Raw genomic sequence first — 16,582 nt, forward strand, 5'->3', positions numbered from 1 at the left:
TCAGGTTATGCTGACAAATTTGTCCAAAAATTCGGATTAAATTTGCAATCTACCACTTATACATTTTTGACATCCTAAAACGAGAAATTTACAAATCTTATGTGATTAAAGGGCAGTTAGAGCAGGCTATAAAAAGTAATATTCGTTACATTCGATAGCCCCTAAAGGGAATTGTCATATTTGTCAGGTTATAAAAAGATGCTGACATTCCCAACGCCCTAAAAATAATATTGCAGATTATGCAGACTATAAAAGATAAATTACTACGCTGTTTTAAGCCATTGGCAATTAGAAAGCAGTGATCTAATCATGGTTAAACCTATTAAAACCTATGGTTAAGTTGCGAAACGTCTTAATAAACTTTTACTGCCTCAATTTGTGGGATATGTTTCAAAAAAGTATACAACTTTTAATAAAAATGGGTGCACCCTAAATCCAAAAAGGGTGCACCTAAAATCGTTGATGAATTAGAGGCAAATGGTGAGCTTAATGATAAGCAAAAACTGTTCTGTTTGTACTATCTTCAACGTTTTAACGCCATATGGTCATACCAAAAGGCTTACGGAGTTAGTTATAAAATAGCTCATTCAAGTGCAACCAGAATGTTGGCAAATGCGGTCATAAAAAAGCAATTATCCATTTTGAAGAAGCAGCAAGCATCTGATCTCTATTTTGATGTAGCCGACATGCTGCCACTTTTGGCAGAAAGTAATTTATTAAAACAACTGTACTTTATGTACGCTTGTAATAACGCTCCCTTTGATTAGTAACGCTCCTATTGGATAGGTTTACTGATATTCATGTAGTATCATACGTACCAAGGCATTAGGAACACATCAAAAAACATTAAGAGATGTTAGGACATTAAAAATTTTGAAACTAACACGGATATATAAGGAAGATAGCTGAAAATTGCGCAACCCTCTAAGCTCAAATAAAAATTAAATGTTGGAAAATGTAGGAATTATATTTTACATTTTGAGGTTGCTAGATTGAACCTAAGCAGTAAAAAGATGTGCGCAATTTTGCGCAGATGTCTTTAGTATTTATGCTGTGTACTTTGAGTACATAGCATTTTTATATAGGGAGTACTAAAGGTACACCCTTGTTCATTAATTAATTTAGATATTAAAAAAGCCATCACAGAATTGTGATGACAACCGCCCGACCAGTAATATTATTATTTTAATTTGTACACAATTTGACTACCAAATTGACTACCATAAAGTTATTATTTATTGATTCTTAAAAATACTAATAAAAATAAAAAACCAGTCATATCAAGGCTTTTAAGCCTCATTATAACTGATTAAAAGTAAGCTAGTGGGTGGTCGGGGGATCGAACCCCGGACCCACGGATTAAGAGTCCGTTGCTCTGCCAGCTGAGCTAACCACCCATGTGTCTTGTGTTGATTGCTTATCTCTCTCAACCAACGAGATATATAATACCATAGGCTCAAAATTAATAGCAAGTACTTTTTAAAAAAAAATTCAAAAAAGTTAAGTTGCCTTTATGGTGACTTTGTTTTAATGAAAAATAACTAGTATAATATTCACGTCAAGGAGATAAATATATGGCTAAAAAAATTCTAGTAGTAGATGATGAAAAACCAATTTCCGATATTGTTAAATATAATTTGGAAAATGAAGGCTACGAAGTCATAACTGCTTTTGATGGACAAGAAGCGTTAGACAAAGTTGAAGAGGATGATCCTGATTTGATTTTGCTAGATTTGATGCTTCCAGTTATTGACGGTCTTGAAGTAGCTAGAACTATCAGAAAAACTAAAGATACTCCAATTATTATGTTAACGGCTAAAGATACCGAAATTGATAAGGTTATTGGCCTAGAACTTGGAGCAGATGATTATGTAACTAAACCATTCTCCAATCGAGAGTTAGTCGCTCGTGTAAAAGCTCGTTTGAGAACTCAAACACATGTACATAGCGAGGAAGCCAAGAATAGTGAGATTAAAATTGGTGATTTAACTATTCTCCCCGATGCATATACTGTAACGAAAAATGGTAAAGAAATTGAACTAACACACCGTGAGTTCGAATTGTTGCATTATTTGGCTCAACATATTGGTCAAGTTATGAAACGTGAACACTTGCTTCAAACGGTTTGGGGTTACGATTACTTTGGTGATGTTAGAACAGTGGACGTTACTGTTAGACGTTTGCGTGAAAAAATTGAAAACAATCCTAGTCAACCAGAATGGCTAATGACTAGACGTGGTGTAGGATACTACCTAAGAGATCCTGATGCCGAATAAAAAATCAAAAAACTGATTCGTTTATATAAGAAACGAGTCAGTTTTTTTGTTATCCTCATAGCTGTATAATGTAATTAAGTTTGTATCATTTAGGTGGAAATATATTGAAAAATAGATTTGTCTTTTTACATTCAATTAATTTTAAAATCGGATTATCGTTTATTTTAATTTTAATAGTCACAATTGAAATAATTGGGGCTTATTTTGTGCGTCAACTAGAGGATCAAAATGTGTCTAATTTTGAAAATTCTGTTGTCGTACCAGCTTATACCCTCAATCAAATTTCAGAAAACTTGACTGACAATGATCAACATACTCGTGAAAATATTGGGAATGCGATTCAAGATTATACGCGTGTCAGTATCGATATTACTGACGTACAAGTAGTCGACCGTTCAGGGATCATTGTTGGGACCAAAGATTCTGAAGGCAGTAATATTATCGGAACGCAGACTTTAAAAGATAATATCAAACAAAGTATTAAGACCGATAAGAAGATTACCCAAATTTACTATGAAAAAGACGCTGGAAGCTCTTATGAGTCGATTGAACCGGTTACTTCGCCTGATAACAGTACAGTTGTTGGGGCTATTTATGTTCGAGCATCAATGGAGTCGGTTTATACAGGCATTAATAATATTATTCTGATTTTCCTAACAGCTTCCTTAGTAGCTGGTCTATTAGGAGCTGTGATTGCTATTTTCATTTCTCGTGCAATTACCCGACCAATCGATGAAATGAAGCAACAGGCTGTCAGAATGGCTGAAGGAGACTATTCTGGACAAGTTCGTGTTTATTCTCCTGATGAATTAGGTCAATTGGCGATGGCAGTTAATGATTTATCTGTCAAAGTTGAAGAGGCAACCGAAAATTCGGAATCTGAACGAAGGCGACTAGATAGCGTTTTGACGCAAATGTCTGATGGTGTCATCGCCACGAATCGTTTAGGGAATATTACCGTCATCAATGAAATGGCTCAAGAATTTTTGGATAAAGATGAAGATGCGGCTATTGGTCAACCATTAGTCGATGTGTTAGGTATTTCCGAGCAAACTAGTTTTGACGACTTATTAGAAAATCCAGATCCTATGGTTATCGAAACTAATGATAATAGTGAAGATTACGATACCGGCGATGATAATTCGTTGATTTTAAATGCTGATTTCTCATTGATCCAAAGAAATAGTGGCTTTATCAGTGGTATGGTCTGTGTTCTACACGATGTTACTGAACAACAAAAGATCGATAGTGAACGTCGTCAATTCGTTTCTAACGTTTCACACGAATTGAGAACGCCATTGACGAGTATCAGTAGTTACATCGATGCTTTGAACAATGGTGCTTGGAAGGACCAAAAATTAGCTCCACAATTCTTAGGAGTTACAGCTGAAGAGACTGACCGAATGATTCGAATGATCAAAGACTTGTTGAGCTTGTCGAGAATGGATCAAGGTCGTTCGAAGCTTGAAAAAGAATTAGTCAATTTCAATGAATTTTTCTCATATATTTTGGATCGCTTTGATATGATGCTGAAAAAGGAAAAAGCTGACGCTAAAGAAGACAATAAAAAAATCGTTAAAAATTATCGGATCAAACGTATCTTTACTAGCAAGGATCTCTGGGTCGAAATTGATACCGATAAAATGACGCAAGTGATCGATAATATTATGAATAACGCTATCAAGTATTCGCCTGACGGTGGTGTGATCACTTGTCGTTTGTTGGAAACTAATAAACATATTATTATTAGTATTTCCGATGAAGGACTAGGTATTCCGAGAAAAGATATCAAGAAAGTCTTCGATCGTTTCTATCGTGTTGATAAAGCACGTTCTAGAAAACAAGGTGGTACCGGATTGGGACTATCTATTTCTAAGGAAATCGTTGAACAGCATAAAGGAAGAATTTGGGTAAACAGTGCTGAAGGCAAGGGATCAACTTTCTACATTTCCTTGCCATTTGACCCTAACGAAACAGGAGGAGAATGGGATGAAATTTAGCCGTTTAATTGTCCAAGTGTTATTAGTTATTGCCGTAATTACTAGTATTGTCCTGTCCTTCTTTATTTGGACCAATACTGCTCGTTATCAACGTGGAAGAAATATCGACGTAACTGACGCTGAGACAAATAAAAATGAAATACCGATGAATCAAGTTATCAGTCCAACATCTGTTATGTGGCATGATGAAGATGAGCAATATTTGATTTATAACAGTAATGAAAATATTTCCTTGAGCATTCAAAAAATAATGCAAGATTGGAAAATTGGTAGTCCTAAATTAGTAACAAAAAAAGATGGAGCTTACTATCAAAAAGTTATACAAGCAAAAAATACGATTCAAATGGTTTATCCAACCGCGATAACGACTAATGTCTTGGGATATTTGTTAAATAATGACAGTCTCAAAGATGAAGATGGTAAAAAATTCAATCGTATCTTGGTTAATTTAAAAGATAAAAAAGATCAAAATATTTATCTAGCTAATGATAATAATTATGCCGTTTACAAAGCTAAAGTGAGAAATGCTTCTGCTGGACCAATTACTAAATTAGTTAAGAAAGCTAACATCAATTTGAAGATCAGATTGGATATTATGAAACATGGCGTCTTTACTTCATATGCCAATCCAATCAAATTGCAATCATATTCATACGTAGTCAATGGTAAAAAAGACGGTGAATATACAACTGCATTGTTTGATTCGAATGCTAATGGTTTGGTAACGACAGAAGACAATGGTGTTTACAGTTATAATTATGGTGAATCAAAGCGATTGGTTTCAGATCATAATACTGATGAATTAACGTTCACGGATTATACCGACACCTCTGTACCGAAGAATCAATTAGCTTTCTTACAACGCGGTTATCAAAAAGTTATTAATTTACAGGACTCGATTTCTAACTTGCGCTTGTACAATGCAAACTGGAAGAACAAGGATTTGACCTTCAGAGAATACGTTGAAGGCTTCCCAATCTTTAAGAAGAGTCAATTTGGTTCAATCGAGATCAAATTTAGTCGTCAAGGTAGTACAGAACATTTCGTCAATACAGTCTTAGAAGTTCCGGTTCCTTCTAATCAAGCGGCTACTAAGTTGAAATCGACGAATGATATTTTCAAAGGCCTTCAAAAAGCTGGTTTTTCTTTAAATGACATTGAAGGCTTGGAAGTCGGTTATCAATGGGAAACAGAAGCTGACAATGAAAAGGTCGTCGATTTGAAGCCAACATATTACATCAAGATTGATGGTCACTGGAAAGCTTATGAAGATTGGACAAATCAAACTGCGGAGGAAGAGTAAATGGATTTTAAAAGAATTGAAGTTATATTCTTAATAGTATTTTTCTCGTTAGATATCTTTTTATTCTTGTCTTTTCGCAATAGTCAACAACTAGTTAGCAGTACGAGCACTAATACTTCGACCGTCGCTGAAATGCGCAAGCGTAATATCAGTTTCGGCAGTTTGGATTCGAAGAGTGGTTACGCCTATTATTTAGGGTCACAGCCTAATGATGATTTGGAAGAAAATTCCAGTAAACTCCAAGATCAAAAAGTAGAGTACGAGGAAGCAAATCATACTTTAGCTAGTACTTTAGATAGTCCCATTTCTGTTACTTCAAGCAATCGCAAGAAAATTATGGATGAATTTATCAAAAAAGAAAAAAATATCTTATATGGTAAGAATTACAAGTACGCGCCACAATTATCGAGCCAGTCGCAAATGGTTTACGTCGCTACTAGTAATTTAGGGGACGTTTACGATAAAACAAATCAGCTTATCTTTACAATTTCTAACGGCGAAGTGTTAGGTTATACTCAGACGTATATTAGATCGATGATTATTTTGCATGAAAGACAATCGATCAAGAGTGAAAAAGATGTTATTACGAACCTCTATGCTAATTCAGAGATACCTAATAATTCCAAGATTGCTTATGCTAATTTAGCTTATACGAAATTGTTGGAAGCCAAAGGTAGTACGATCTACATACCGGTTTGGTTCGTAACGATCAAGAATAAAGATAGTAAAGTTTCAACCACCAAGAAGGTCAATGCCTTCACTGGTAATATAATTAAGAGTTCAGCAAATGGAGATAGTAGTTACAATGCCCAATGATGATAGTTTAAAAATCAGTGTTCTGGCTAGCAGCAGCTCTGGAAACGCAACTTATATTGAAACACCTAAGCACCGTGTGTTAGTCGATGCTGGTTTGTCAGGAATCAAGATTAAGCGTGCCATGGAAAGTATTGGTAAAGATATCAATACTGTCGATTCACTGTTTGTGACCCATGAACATACTGACCATATCAAAGGCGTTGGGGTCTTAGCTAGACGCTATAATCTCAACGTTTATGCCAATCAAAAGACTTGGGAAGCGATGTTGCCTAAGATAGGTAAAATTTCTGAAGATGAGATCAACGTTTTTAATCACAACAAAGTTTTGTCATTAGATGATTTGGATGTTGAAAGTTTTTCAGTTTCACATGATGCAGTCGACCCACAATTTTATAAGTTTTATCACAATGGCAAAGAATTTGTGATTTTAACTGACACGGGGTATGTTTCGGAACGTGTCCAAAAAACGATTGAAAATGCCGATGGTTATTTAATGGAATGTAATCATGATGTCGAGATGTTGCGTGAAGGGATGTATCCATGGCCTTTGAAACAGCGTATCTTGAGTGAAAAAGGTCATTTATCTAATGAAGATGGAGCGCATACGTTGATGGATGTCATCGGCAATAATACGAAACAAATCTTCTTAGGTCATTTGAGTCATGAAAACAATACAAAAGCAGTGGCTCGAACAGAAGTTACTCAAGTTTTGGAGGATCATGATTTTGGTGTTGGCCATGATTTTAAAATTCACGACACTGATCCTGCTATAGCTGATCCTTTGATTGCCTTGTAAAATAAACATTTTAGTCATAAGACGTTCATAGTTTTTTCATAAATGTTGGATATATTAGAATTAATAAATCTTTTGGGGAAGTGAAATTGTATGAATAACGATAATCAAGACAAACCTGAATCAAGAGTAAATGATAAGAAACGTGGGAATAATAACAATCAATCCCATAATTCATTGCTTAAGATGGGGATCGTTGCCTTTATTTCAGCCGCTTTAGGTGTTGTTGTTGCTTTTGCTGGTTTTACATACTTTGGTAACAACAGTTCTGATACTGCCTCAGTCGGAAATACTGCCGGCACAACTCAAGTAAGCAATACGAAGGTAAATACATCCAGCTCGATGTCTGGAGCTTATAAGAAGGTCAATGGCGCTGTTGTTTCAGTTATTAATCTTCAAAAGCAACAAGAACAATCTAGTGACGGAGACATTTCATCAATTTTTGGTGATTTGTTTGGTGACAGTGGGTCAGCATCTGATTCTTCAGGACAAACTGATGAAAATAGCGACAGTGATTCTAACTCATCTGATTCTTCAAATTCTAATTCCAGTAGTGATTTGCAAGAATACAGTGAAGGTTCTGGTGTGATTTATGCTAAGCAAAATGGTAAAGGTTACATTGTAACGAATAACCACGTTGTTTCTGGATCTGATTCTTTGGAAATTATTTTGGAAGATGGAACAAAAGTTGCTGCTAAATTAGTCGGTACTGATGCTACAACTGATTTGGCCGTTCTAGAAATCGATGGCAGTAAAGTGCCTGCTACAGCTTCATTTGGTAACTCTGATAACGTATCGCCAGGAGATCCAGTAATTGCCATTGGTTCTCCATTAGGTAGTGAATATGCTACAACTGTTACTCAAGGTATTATTTCTGCTACTAACAGAACTGTGACGACTCAAGATCAAAACACTGGTCAAGCTACCGGAGAAGCAACTGTTTTACAAACCGATGCTGCTATCAACCCTGGTAATTCTGGTGGTCCATTAGTTAATGCCGCTGGTCAAATCGTTGGTATCAATTCAATGAAATTGGCTTCAAATACTGATGGTACTTCAGTTGAAGGTATGGGCTTTGCTATTCCAAGTAATGAAGTAGTTAAGATCATCAATCAATTAGTTGCTAATGGTAAAGTTGAAAGACCATCACTTGGCATTAGAGTCTTAGATCTAGATCAAATTACTGATGATTCGCAATCCAGTTTGAAGTTGCCTGACGATGTAACCAAAGGTGTTGTAGTGTACAGCACAACTTCTGGATCAGTTGCTAAAGCTGCTGGTATGAAGAAATATGATGTTATCGTTAAACTTGGTAATAAGAAGATAACATCAGTTGCAGACTTGCATACAGCCTTATATTCACATTCAGTCGGTGATACAGTTAATATTCAATATTATCGTAATGGTAAATTGAACACGGCTAAAGTTCATTTGACGAAACAAGCTAGTGAATAAATATTAATCATAATTAATGAAAGACCTAATCTGATGTGGATTGGGTCTTTTTTTGATAGTGTCATTTGGCATGAAAATCACAAAAATCTTAAATAAGTAGTTTCACGGCTTTTTTTGAACTTTTATGAATGTTTTTGAAATTTATTTCGACTTTTCAGAAAATTAATTATAGGTATTTATCCACAGGTGTTTAAAAAATGTGAATAAGTATCCAAAAATCCAATAAAATCACTGTATAAAAGTTTTCCACAGGGTTACACACAGTTGTGGAAAGTTTTTTAATCTAAAGTAGACATAACGTAAATAATCCCTATAATACTAGGAATTAAGAGTGTTACACAAAATTAGACAAACTTTTATTTTTTTGTGCACAATGGAATAGTCATGATAATTCGTTATTTTAAATAAATTTGGCAATTCTAGGATATTTTCGTATCATAATAAGCGAGGAGAATTATTTACTATGAATATTAAGATGGTTACAGTTGGAAAGCTAAAAGAGAAGTATTTTAAAGCTGGTATTGCTGAATATGCCAAGCGTCTGGGGGCTTTTTGCAAGTTTCAAATAATTGAGTGCCAAGATGAAAAAGCTCCGGAGAGTTTGAGTGAAGCCCAAGATTTGAAGGTGAAACAAATTGAAGGAGAACGAATATTAAGTAAAATCAAGGATAAGGAATTTGTTATTTTGCTCGATTTGAGAGGTAAAGAATTAACCTCTGAACAACTTGCTAAAAAAATTGATGACTTATCCACATATGGAACTTCTGATATTACTTTTGTTATCGGTGGATCATTAGGCGTTAGTCCAGAAGTTGTCAAAAGAGCGGATATGAGTATTTGTTTCGGGAAATTTACTTTGCCACACCAATTGATGCGTTTAGTATTGACTGAACAAATTTATCGTTCTTTCATGATTATCAATCATCGGACGTATCACAAGTAAAAACTACGAAAAAAACAGCCATTTTTGGCTGTTTTTTTAGTCCAAATATCTTTCGTATCCTTCGCGTAAAGTGTCACGAATATCATCGGCAATAGATTTTGGTGATAAAACTCTTAGAATTGTCGTTTCACCGAGTAACCACAATTTGACACCATCAGAATAATTAACTTCAATTTCTAAAATTTTAACTGAAAAAGGAAAGCGATTAGGTTTGTCGATTGTTTTAATAACTTTGCAGCTAGGAAAGATATCTTTGATGTATTCCATATAGCCGTAATACTCGAATTGGATGCGGGTCTTTTTACCTTGATAGCCAAAAGCCTCATAACGAGTTTCTTGGCCGTGGTCATGATATTTGCTGTGATCCATTGGTATTTTTAAATGAATCGGCTCAATATCGTCCATCCAATCAATACGGAAAGTCCGATATTCCTGTTTATCTTTAACTAAACCAATTATAAAGAAGTAAAGATTATCGAAAAAGGTATGGATCGGTAACATTTCGATAGTTTCGATGTTAGGGATTTCTGAAGGATATCTATCGGTGTAAGTAAAACGGATTTTTTGTTTGTGATAGATGTATTGTTCCAGTTGACCCATTTTTTCGATGCGAAAACTCTCATCAGTCAAATAATTATCGGTGATGCGTTCAGTCATGACGGATTCACTAACTACATCACGTTCTTCTAGTGTTAACATGTCCAACATTTTGTTAGTCAATCTTGGTAATTCAGTACTATTTAACGAGCGACTTGCAATTAATAATTTAATTAATATTAATACTTGATTTTGGTCCAATAAATATCTTTGTTCAATAGAATAAGCTCGACCAATTTTCTTCAATTGGAAATATTTATTGAGAACAGCACTTTTATCAAAAGCAACTTTGATTTCTTTGATTGCGCGTTGAGCTGTTCGAATAGTGATACCTTGTTTTTCTGCGATGTCTTTAGTTTGACAGCTCTCATTTTCTAGTAGTTGTAAGAATACCTCAATCGATAAATTCATAATTGTCCCCCTGCAAAATAGATTATCATAATTATTTGCTAATGGTATTCATTTTTTTGATATGACATTTGTAAAGTTTTAGTAATGATTCCGTAAATAGATTGCTTTAAAAATTGATAATTCTTAGAATAGAGTTGCAACAAGAAGAGAGTCTATAAATGGAGATAGGAAAAATGAAGAATAGAACTAGAAAAGTTATCGCAGCTTCAGCTGTAGCTATTATGTTAGCTCCAGCAGCACTCAGCGCTCTACCACAAAATGTTGATGCTGCAGCTGTCGGAACTGTTTCAGTTACCACACCAGTTTATGACGCAAATGGGAAGACTACTGGACAAACTTTACCAAGCGGTAGTAGTTGGCAATTGGGTCAACAAGTTACTATTAATGGTGTCGCTCATTATCAAGTCGCAACTAACGAATACATTCCAGCTTCGGTAGTTAGAAATGTCACTGGTTCAGCCAATTCAGTTGATACTACTCAAACACAGGATCGTTGGATTACTGAAAATGCCGATGCTGGTAAAGTTGCAACCGCTAATACTACATTAAATGTTGTTGATGCATATGGAAATACCACAGGTCAAACTTTGCCAAATGGCAGTCAATGGAAAATCGGTAATATTTTGCATGCCAACAAAATGCTTTATTACCAGGTGGGAACTAATCAATATATCAATGCACAGGATGTAACTATTGCTGGTCAAAATAATGATTCAGCTGCTGGTTTAGTTACTCAAGATGGTAATTTTGGAAAGACTGCTACGGTAACTACTGCAGCAAAATTGATTGATAGAAATGGTAATGATTTAGGGGTCACTTTACCTGTCAATAGTAGTTGGATTTTAGGTAAAGCTTTGAGTGCTAATAATGAAACTTACTATCAAGTTGCTACAAACGAGTGGATTTCTGCCAATAATATTAAAATCAATGACTATACTCAAAATGGTCAAACAGTTGATACTTACATAACTGATACAACTGCAGCTGGTAAGACTGGGGTTACAACGACTGACGTTCAAGTCGTCGATGGCCAAGGAAATACTACAGGAACAACTTTACCAGGTAATAGCCAATGGAAGATTGGTTCACAAATGTTGCACCATGACAAACAGACTTACTATCAAGTTGCAACAAACGAGTTCGTTTCAGTAGCGTACATGAAATTATTGGATGATGCTACAACTACTACTAACACTAATTCTTCAGTACCAACACCAAGTAATGGTTTAGTTGCTACTGCCAATAAACAAATTAGAACTTATAACACAGCTACTAATTCTTACGACATGACTTTGCCTGCTGGATCAACTTGGAAGATTTCTAAGCTAGTAGTTAATAAGTACGGTTCATACTGGGGCGAAGTTGCCACTAACCAATGGGTTTGGATCACTGATGTAACTTTGAACAGTGGACTTAATTTGAAAGACAATTCATATTACGAACCAGAATTTGCTACAAGTATTAATAAATAATTAAAAAAATATCCTTCAATCATTTGAAAATTGAAGGATATTTTTTTGCCTAAATTTAGCTAATGAAAACGCTTTACAGATTTTCTCTGTGATTAGAATAATGATAACTTTATTAGAAAAACACTTGTATTTTTTAATCTTCAAGAGTATTCTAGCTATTAATTTCTACCGAGTAGAAAAAACTAGATTCAGAAAGGATGATAAGTATGAATGTTGGTCTTGTCGGTGTCACCGGCTATAGTGGCAGTGTTTTGTATGAATTACTGTTACGGCATCCCAATGTTGGTAAAGTCAATTTGTATGGGCATTCCCAAAAAGTAGCACAACCTTTAGAAGAGGTTTTACCACAACTACGACGACGAGATAACATTTTACCTTATGATTCTGCTGATATCATGAAGAGTAATGACATGGTGTTTTTCGCTACTTCGGCTGGAGTTACGACAAAGTTGGCTCAACCATTTATCGAAAATGATTTTCCGGTAATTGATTTAGCAGGTGACTTTCGACTCAAAGCTGATGTATATGAGAAGTGGTACAAAAAGCCGGCTCCTCAAAGCGATTATCTCGCCAAAGCACATTATGGATTAGCTGATTTTACTAGTTCCAAGGGTTCTAAATATGTTGCCAACCCTGGCTGCTATGCCACTGCAACGATTTTAGCCTTAGCTCCACTAGTTAAAAATCATCTGATCGATCCATCTTCAATCGTCGTTGATGCCAAATCTGGTACCTCCGGCGCTGGTAAGAAATTGAGTCAATCAACTCATTTCAGCCAAACAAATGAAAATCTGCAACTGTATAAGGTAAATCAACACCAACATATTCCAGAAATTGTTCAGGAATTACAAAAATGGGACAAAGATCTACCTTATATTCAGTTCACAACAACACTTTTACCACTGACACGTGGAATTATGGCCAGTTGCTATGCGAAGGCTAAGTCAGATGTAACTGAAGAAAAGGTTCAAGAAGCTTTTTCCCAGACTTATTCAGATGACACCTTTGTAAATGCTACTGAAGGAGTTTTCCCCAATCTTAAACAAGTGATTGGAACTAACTTCTGTGACATAGGTTATCAACTAAACCCTGTTACCCATCAAATCGTAATAGTCAGTGTAATTGATAACCTCCTAAAAGGTGCAGCTGGACAAGCAATTCAAAACTTTAACCAAATGTTTGAATTTAAACCAGATGCAGGATTGGACTTAATTCCAGTTCTACCTTAAATTAGGAGGATTTTTTATGCAATCATTTTTAGAAGAAACTAAGACTTATCAAGAAGTACCTTTTACTTGGCCTAAAGGCTACAAAGCTGACGGCGTTCACGTGGGATTGCGGAAGAATCCTAACAAAAAAGATATGGGTTGGTTGTATTCAGAAGTGCCCGCCCAAGCTGCAGGTACTTATACGACTAACCAATTTCAAGCTGCGCCTACTAAATTAACGAAACAAACTATCAATCAGGATCACCTCTTACAAGGAATGGTCATGAATACAGCTGTTGCTAATTCTGTTACTGGTAAACAAGGGATGATCGATGCTAAAAAGATGCAAAAGTTAGCTGCTGACAAGATGGGAATTGATTCAAGTCTAGTCGGCGTTGCTTCAACTGGTGTGATTGGTGAAAATTTGCCAATGGATTTGATTCAAAAAGGAGTCTCACAATTAGAGTTACTCGACAACGATTTAGTCACCGAAGCAATTTTGACGACTGACACACATCCAAAAACTATCTCTACTCAAATTGAAATTGACGGTAAAACTGTCACTATCACAGGATTTTGTAAAGGTTCAGGGATGATTCATCCTAAAATGGCAACGATGCTAGGTTTTGTAGTTACAGATGCCAAGATTGCCGATGGACAACTCCAACCGATGCTCAGTCAACAAGTTGACAAAACTTTTAACCAAATTACCGTCGATGGCGATACTTCAACTAATGACATGGTCGTCACGCTTGCTAACGGTATGGCCGACAATACACCGATTTCTATGGATGATGGTGATAATTTTGAGAAATTTACAGATGCTTATAACGCCGTTTTAACTAAACTAGCTCAAGATATTGCTGAAGATGGTGAAGGATCAACTAAGCTAGTTGAAGTTAATGTTGAACATGCAGCTACTCACATTGATGCTCAAAAGGTTGCTAAAGCTATCGTTGGTTCTAATTTAGTCAAAGCTGCCATTTTTGGCGAAGATGCCAATTGGGGTCGTATCATTGCCGCCATTGGTCAAACCGATGCCGTAATCGATGTCGATCACACGAGTGTTTGGCTGAATGATTTACCATTAGTCGACAACAGTCACAGTGCTGATTTTGATGAAAATGTTATGAAAGATGCTTTAACTGATAAAAAGATTACCGTTTTAGTTGATTTGAATTCTGGAACTGCTACCGGGCAGGCTTGGGGTTGTGATTTAACTTACAATTACGTCCGCATTAATGCCACATACAGAAGCTAATATGAGGTGAAGATGATGAAAGAGACGATAGTTGTAAAAATAGGTGGCAATGCTAGTGATAATTTACCGTCGACCTTTTTTGAACAAATTAAAACCTGGTGGTCGATGGGTAAACGGGTTTTAATTATTCACGGCGGTGGTCCACAAATCTCTGAATGGAGCGAAAAACTACATTTGGATGTTGAGAAAATAAATGGCGTTCGGGTGACTGATCCGGAAACTTTAGACGTTACCAAAGCTGTTTTATTAGGATTAGTCCAACCCAAGCTTTGTCAATTTTTGGCTAATTCAGGTTTGCCAGTAATTGGACTTAATTCCAGTGACAACCACTTGTTGGAAGGTAAGTATTTAAATCAATCTCAATACGGTGAAGTTGGACAAGTGACCCACATCAACAGCAAGTGGCTTTCACAAGAATTAGAGAACCAAATTGGCGTGTTGGCACCATTAGCACAGACTAAAGATGGCCACTGGCTCAATGTCAATGCTGATACCGCTGCTGCCAAGATAGCTAGTCAGTTGCAAGCTGAAGAATTAGTTTTATTGACCGATGTTCCTGGAGTTTTGAACTCTGGCAAAGTCGTGCCACAACTAACAGAAACTTTTGCCAATGAATTATTCCAGCAACACGTTATTAAATCAGGGATGATGCCCAAAATCAAAGCTTCATTTGCAGCCTTGAAAAATGGTGTTCATCAAACCTTTATTACTAATGACTTAGGACGACCAGGAACACAGTTCCAATATGTCGAAAAATAATAATTTGGAGGAAAGATTCATGGAACATGTATTCCCAACATACGTACGTTTTCCATTCGATTTGGTAAAAGGAGACGATGTTTATTTAACCGATAATCACGATAATAAATATTTGGATTTCACTAGTGGTATCGGTGTTTGCAGCTTTGGTTATAGTAATGAAATTATTCAAGAAAATGTTCAAGCACAATTACAAAAGGTTTGGCATATTTCTAATTTGTACGAGAACCAAATTCAAGACGATGTAGCAGGTCTTTTATGTAACGATGATCAACTAGCCTTTTTCTGTAACTCTGGGACTGAAGCTAACGAAGCGGCTTTCAAATTAGCACGTAAATATACTGGTAAATCAACCGTTTTAGCTTTCAATAATGGTTTTCACGGTCGTACTTATGGATCAATGTCATTGACGGGGAATCCTGATATTCAACAAGGTTTTGCTCCTTTAGTACCAGATGTAAAATTTGCTGACTATAACGATAACAAAGCGCTGGAATTGATTGACAACAATTTGGCGGCAGTTATTTTGGAAGTCATTCAAGGTGAGGGTGGCGTTTTCGTAGCTGATAAAAAGTGGTTGACCGATATTCAACAAGCATGTCATGATAACGGCGTTTTACTGATTATTGATGAAGTTCAAACTGGAATTGGTCGGACAGGTTCTAAATTTGCCTTTGAACAATTTGGATTAAAGCCCGATATTATTACTTCTGCCAAAGCTTTAGGTAACGGAATGCCAATTGGAACGATGATTGGTGATAAAAAGTTGGCAACTGCTTTTGGCCCGGGGAGTCATGGAACTACTTTTGGTGGTAATAAAATCGCTATGGCTGCGGCTAAAGGAGTTCTAGAACAGTTAACTCCTGAGTTCTTAGCTTCAGTTCAAAAGAAATCAGAACATCTTTGGAAAAAGTTGAATTCTGAAATCAAGCCTTTGACTAAAGTAACTGCTGTAACTGGCTTAGGCTTTATGATTGGGATTCATTTGGATGAAAGTTTGCCAGTCACTGATGCCATTACTAAATTACACGAAAAAGGTTTATTGACACTTTCAGCTAAGCACAATACCTTGAGACTGTTGCCACCACTAGTGATGAGTGAAGAAAAATTAGATGAAGGGCTTGAGATAATTAAGTCTGTATTGTAGAAAAAACTCTAGTAACCAGAAAATAAGTTTTTTTTAAGTTAGATTAGTGGTAATATGCCGTCCTCCATAGCAAAGAAAACTTGGCGAATGCACTCGTCCTTGTCAAGTTGACATTTTTTTGATTCAAATAATATAACTTTT

14 protein-coding genes and 1 tRNA gene are annotated in these 16,582 nt (G+C 35.9%); 13 read left to right on the plus strand and 2 right to left on the minus strand.

Translation table 11 applies throughout. From position 1 onward, the window contains the following. Window positions 1-422 precede the first annotated feature (422 nt). Window positions 423-767: a terminase small subunit gene (locus FC88_RS07505; protein WP_057814326.1), complete on the plus strand. Its 345-nt coding sequence runs from the start codon at window positions 423-425 to the stop codon at window positions 765-767. A gap of 557 nt (window positions 768-1,324) precedes the next feature. Here the strand turns inward: FC88_RS07505 and FC88_RS07510 are convergent. After that, window positions 1,325-1,397 (minus strand) — tRNA-Lys (locus FC88_RS07510). A 177-nt stretch (window positions 1,398-1,574) separates the two neighbouring features. On the opposite strand from FC88_RS07510, the gene yycF reads away from it, so the two are divergent. The 7 genes from yycF to rlmH all read left to right on the plus strand — a co-directional run bounded on the left by yycF (window position 1,575) and on the right by rlmH (window position 9,586). After that, window positions 1,575-2,276 (plus strand): response regulator YycF, encoded by a 702-nt coding sequence (gene yycF, locus FC88_RS07515; protein ID WP_057814327.1) that lies wholly within the window; start codon window positions 1,575-1,577, stop codon window positions 2,274-2,276. Between the two features lie 104 nt (window positions 2,277-2,380). After that, complete coding sequence (gene walK, locus FC88_RS07520; protein WP_057814329.1) at window positions 2,381-4,276, plus strand: cell wall metabolism sensor histidine kinase WalK; 1,896 nt, start codon at window positions 2,381-2,383, stop codon at window positions 4,274-4,276. Beyond that, window positions 4,266-5,579, plus strand: a complete 1,314-nt coding sequence (locus tag FC88_RS07525) for a YycH family regulatory protein (RefSeq protein ID WP_057814331.1) — start codon at window positions 4,266-4,268, stop codon at window positions 5,577-5,579. The genes walK and FC88_RS07525 overlap by 11 nt, the downstream gene beginning before the upstream one ends. Next, window positions 5,580-6,395 (plus strand): two-component system regulatory protein YycI, encoded by an 816-nt coding sequence (locus FC88_RS07530; RefSeq protein ID WP_057814333.1) that lies wholly within the window; start codon window positions 5,580-5,582, stop codon window positions 6,393-6,395. It abuts the gene before it with no gap. Continuing rightward, window positions 6,385-7,191 carry an MBL fold metallo-hydrolase gene (locus tag FC88_RS07535; RefSeq protein WP_083484600.1) on the plus strand — a complete coding sequence of 269 codons (807 nt, stop codon included), beginning with the start codon at window positions 6,385-6,387 and terminating at the stop codon, window positions 7,189-7,191. Before FC88_RS07530 ends, FC88_RS07535 begins: the two co-directional genes overlap by 11 nt. Before the next feature lie 90 nt (window positions 7,192-7,281). After that, window positions 7,282-8,643 (plus strand): S1C family serine protease, encoded by a 1,362-nt coding sequence (locus tag FC88_RS07540; protein WP_083484601.1) that lies wholly within the window; start codon window positions 7,282-7,284, stop codon window positions 8,641-8,643. A gap of 463 nt (window positions 8,644-9,106) precedes the next feature. Further along, a complete protein-coding gene (rlmH, locus tag FC88_RS07545; protein WP_057814337.1) occupies window positions 9,107-9,586 on the plus strand; it encodes a 23S rRNA (pseudouridine(1915)-N(3))-methyltransferase RlmH in 480 nt (159 codons plus the stop codon). Window positions 9,587-9,622: 36 nt separating this feature from the next. Here the strand turns inward: rlmH and FC88_RS07550 are convergent, their stop codons facing one another. Continuing rightward, a complete protein-coding gene (locus tag FC88_RS07550) occupies window positions 9,623-10,594 on the minus strand; it encodes a helix-turn-helix transcriptional regulator (RefSeq protein WP_057814344.1) in 972 nt (323 codons plus the stop codon). A 173-nt stretch (window positions 10,595-10,767) separates the two neighbouring features. Here FC88_RS07550 and FC88_RS07555 point away from each other — a divergent pair, with 173 nt between their 5' ends. From FC88_RS07555 to FC88_RS07575, 5 genes are all read left to right on the plus strand, one after another. Further along, the gene (locus tag FC88_RS07555) at window positions 10,768-12,066 is read left to right on the plus strand and encodes an SLAP domain-containing protein (protein WP_057814349.1); all 1,299 of its coding nucleotides are present in this window, start codon (window positions 10,768-10,770) and stop codon (window positions 12,064-12,066) included. 206 nt (window positions 12,067-12,272) lie between these two features. Further along, window positions 12,273-13,295, plus strand: coding sequence for an N-acetyl-gamma-glutamyl-phosphate reductase (argC, locus tag FC88_RS07560; RefSeq protein ID WP_057814352.1), 1,023 nt, complete (start codon window positions 12,273-12,275; stop codon window positions 13,293-13,295). Window positions 13,296-13,311: 16 nt separating this feature from the next. Continuing rightward, window positions 13,312-14,535 carry a bifunctional glutamate N-acetyltransferase/amino-acid acetyltransferase ArgJ gene (argJ, locus tag FC88_RS07565; protein WP_057814356.1) on the plus strand — a complete coding sequence of 408 codons (1,224 nt, stop codon included), beginning with the start codon at window positions 13,312-13,314 and terminating at the stop codon, window positions 14,533-14,535. Window positions 14,536-14,550: 15 nt separating this feature from the next. Then, a complete protein-coding gene (gene argB / locus FC88_RS07570) occupies window positions 14,551-15,294 on the plus strand; it encodes an acetylglutamate kinase (protein ID WP_057814358.1) in 744 nt (247 codons plus the stop codon). 19 nt (window positions 15,295-15,313) lie between these two features. After that, window positions 15,314-16,441, plus strand: a complete 1,128-nt coding sequence (locus FC88_RS07575; RefSeq protein ID WP_057814360.1) for an acetylornithine transaminase — start codon at window positions 15,314-15,316, stop codon at window positions 16,439-16,441. Window positions 16,442-16,582: the final 141 nt, after the last annotated feature.

This window comes from Companilactobacillus futsaii JCM 17355, assembly GCF_001435505.1.
Classification (GTDB): Bacteria; Bacillota; Bacilli; order Lactobacillales; family Lactobacillaceae; genus Companilactobacillus; species Companilactobacillus futsaii.

Excerpts from the sequence above, each read along its gene's own strand:
- argC (WP_057814352.1), top strand. The coding sequence starts at position 12,273 with ATGAATGTTGGTCTTGTCGGTGTCACCGGCTATAGTGGCAGTGTTTTG.
- FC88_RS07555 (WP_057814349.1), top strand. The coding sequence starts at position 10,768 with ATGAAGAATAGAACTAGAAAAGTTATCGCAGCTTCAGCTGTAGCTATT.
- FC88_RS07530 (WP_057814333.1), top strand. The coding sequence starts at position 5,580 with ATGGATTTTAAAAGAATTGAAGTTATATTCTTAATAGTATTTTTCTCG.
- FC88_RS07550 (WP_057814344.1), bottom strand. The coding sequence starts at position 10,594 with ATGAATTTATCGATTGAGGTATTCTTACAACTACTAGAAAATGAGAGC.
- FC88_RS07575 (WP_057814360.1), top strand. The coding sequence starts at position 15,314 with ATGGAACATGTATTCCCAACATACGTACGTTTTCCATTCGATTTGGTA.
- yycF (WP_057814327.1), top strand. The coding sequence starts at position 1,575 with ATGGCTAAAAAAATTCTAGTAGTAGATGATGAAAAACCAATTTCCGAT.
- FC88_RS07535 (WP_083484600.1), top strand. The coding sequence starts at position 6,385 with ATGCCCAATGATGATAGTTTAAAAATCAGTGTTCTGGCTAGCAGCAGC.
- rlmH (WP_057814337.1), top strand. The coding sequence starts at position 9,107 with ATGAATATTAAGATGGTTACAGTTGGAAAGCTAAAAGAGAAGTATTTT.
- FC88_RS07525 (WP_057814331.1), top strand. The coding sequence starts at position 4,266 with ATGAAATTTAGCCGTTTAATTGTCCAAGTGTTATTAGTTATTGCCGTA.
- argB (WP_057814358.1), top strand. The coding sequence starts at position 14,551 with ATGAAAGAGACGATAGTTGTAAAAATAGGTGGCAATGCTAGTGATAAT.
- argJ (WP_057814356.1), top strand. The coding sequence starts at position 13,312 with ATGCAATCATTTTTAGAAGAAACTAAGACTTATCAAGAAGTACCTTTT.
- FC88_RS07540 (WP_083484601.1), top strand. The coding sequence starts at position 7,282 with ATGAATAACGATAATCAAGACAAACCTGAATCAAGAGTAAATGATAAG.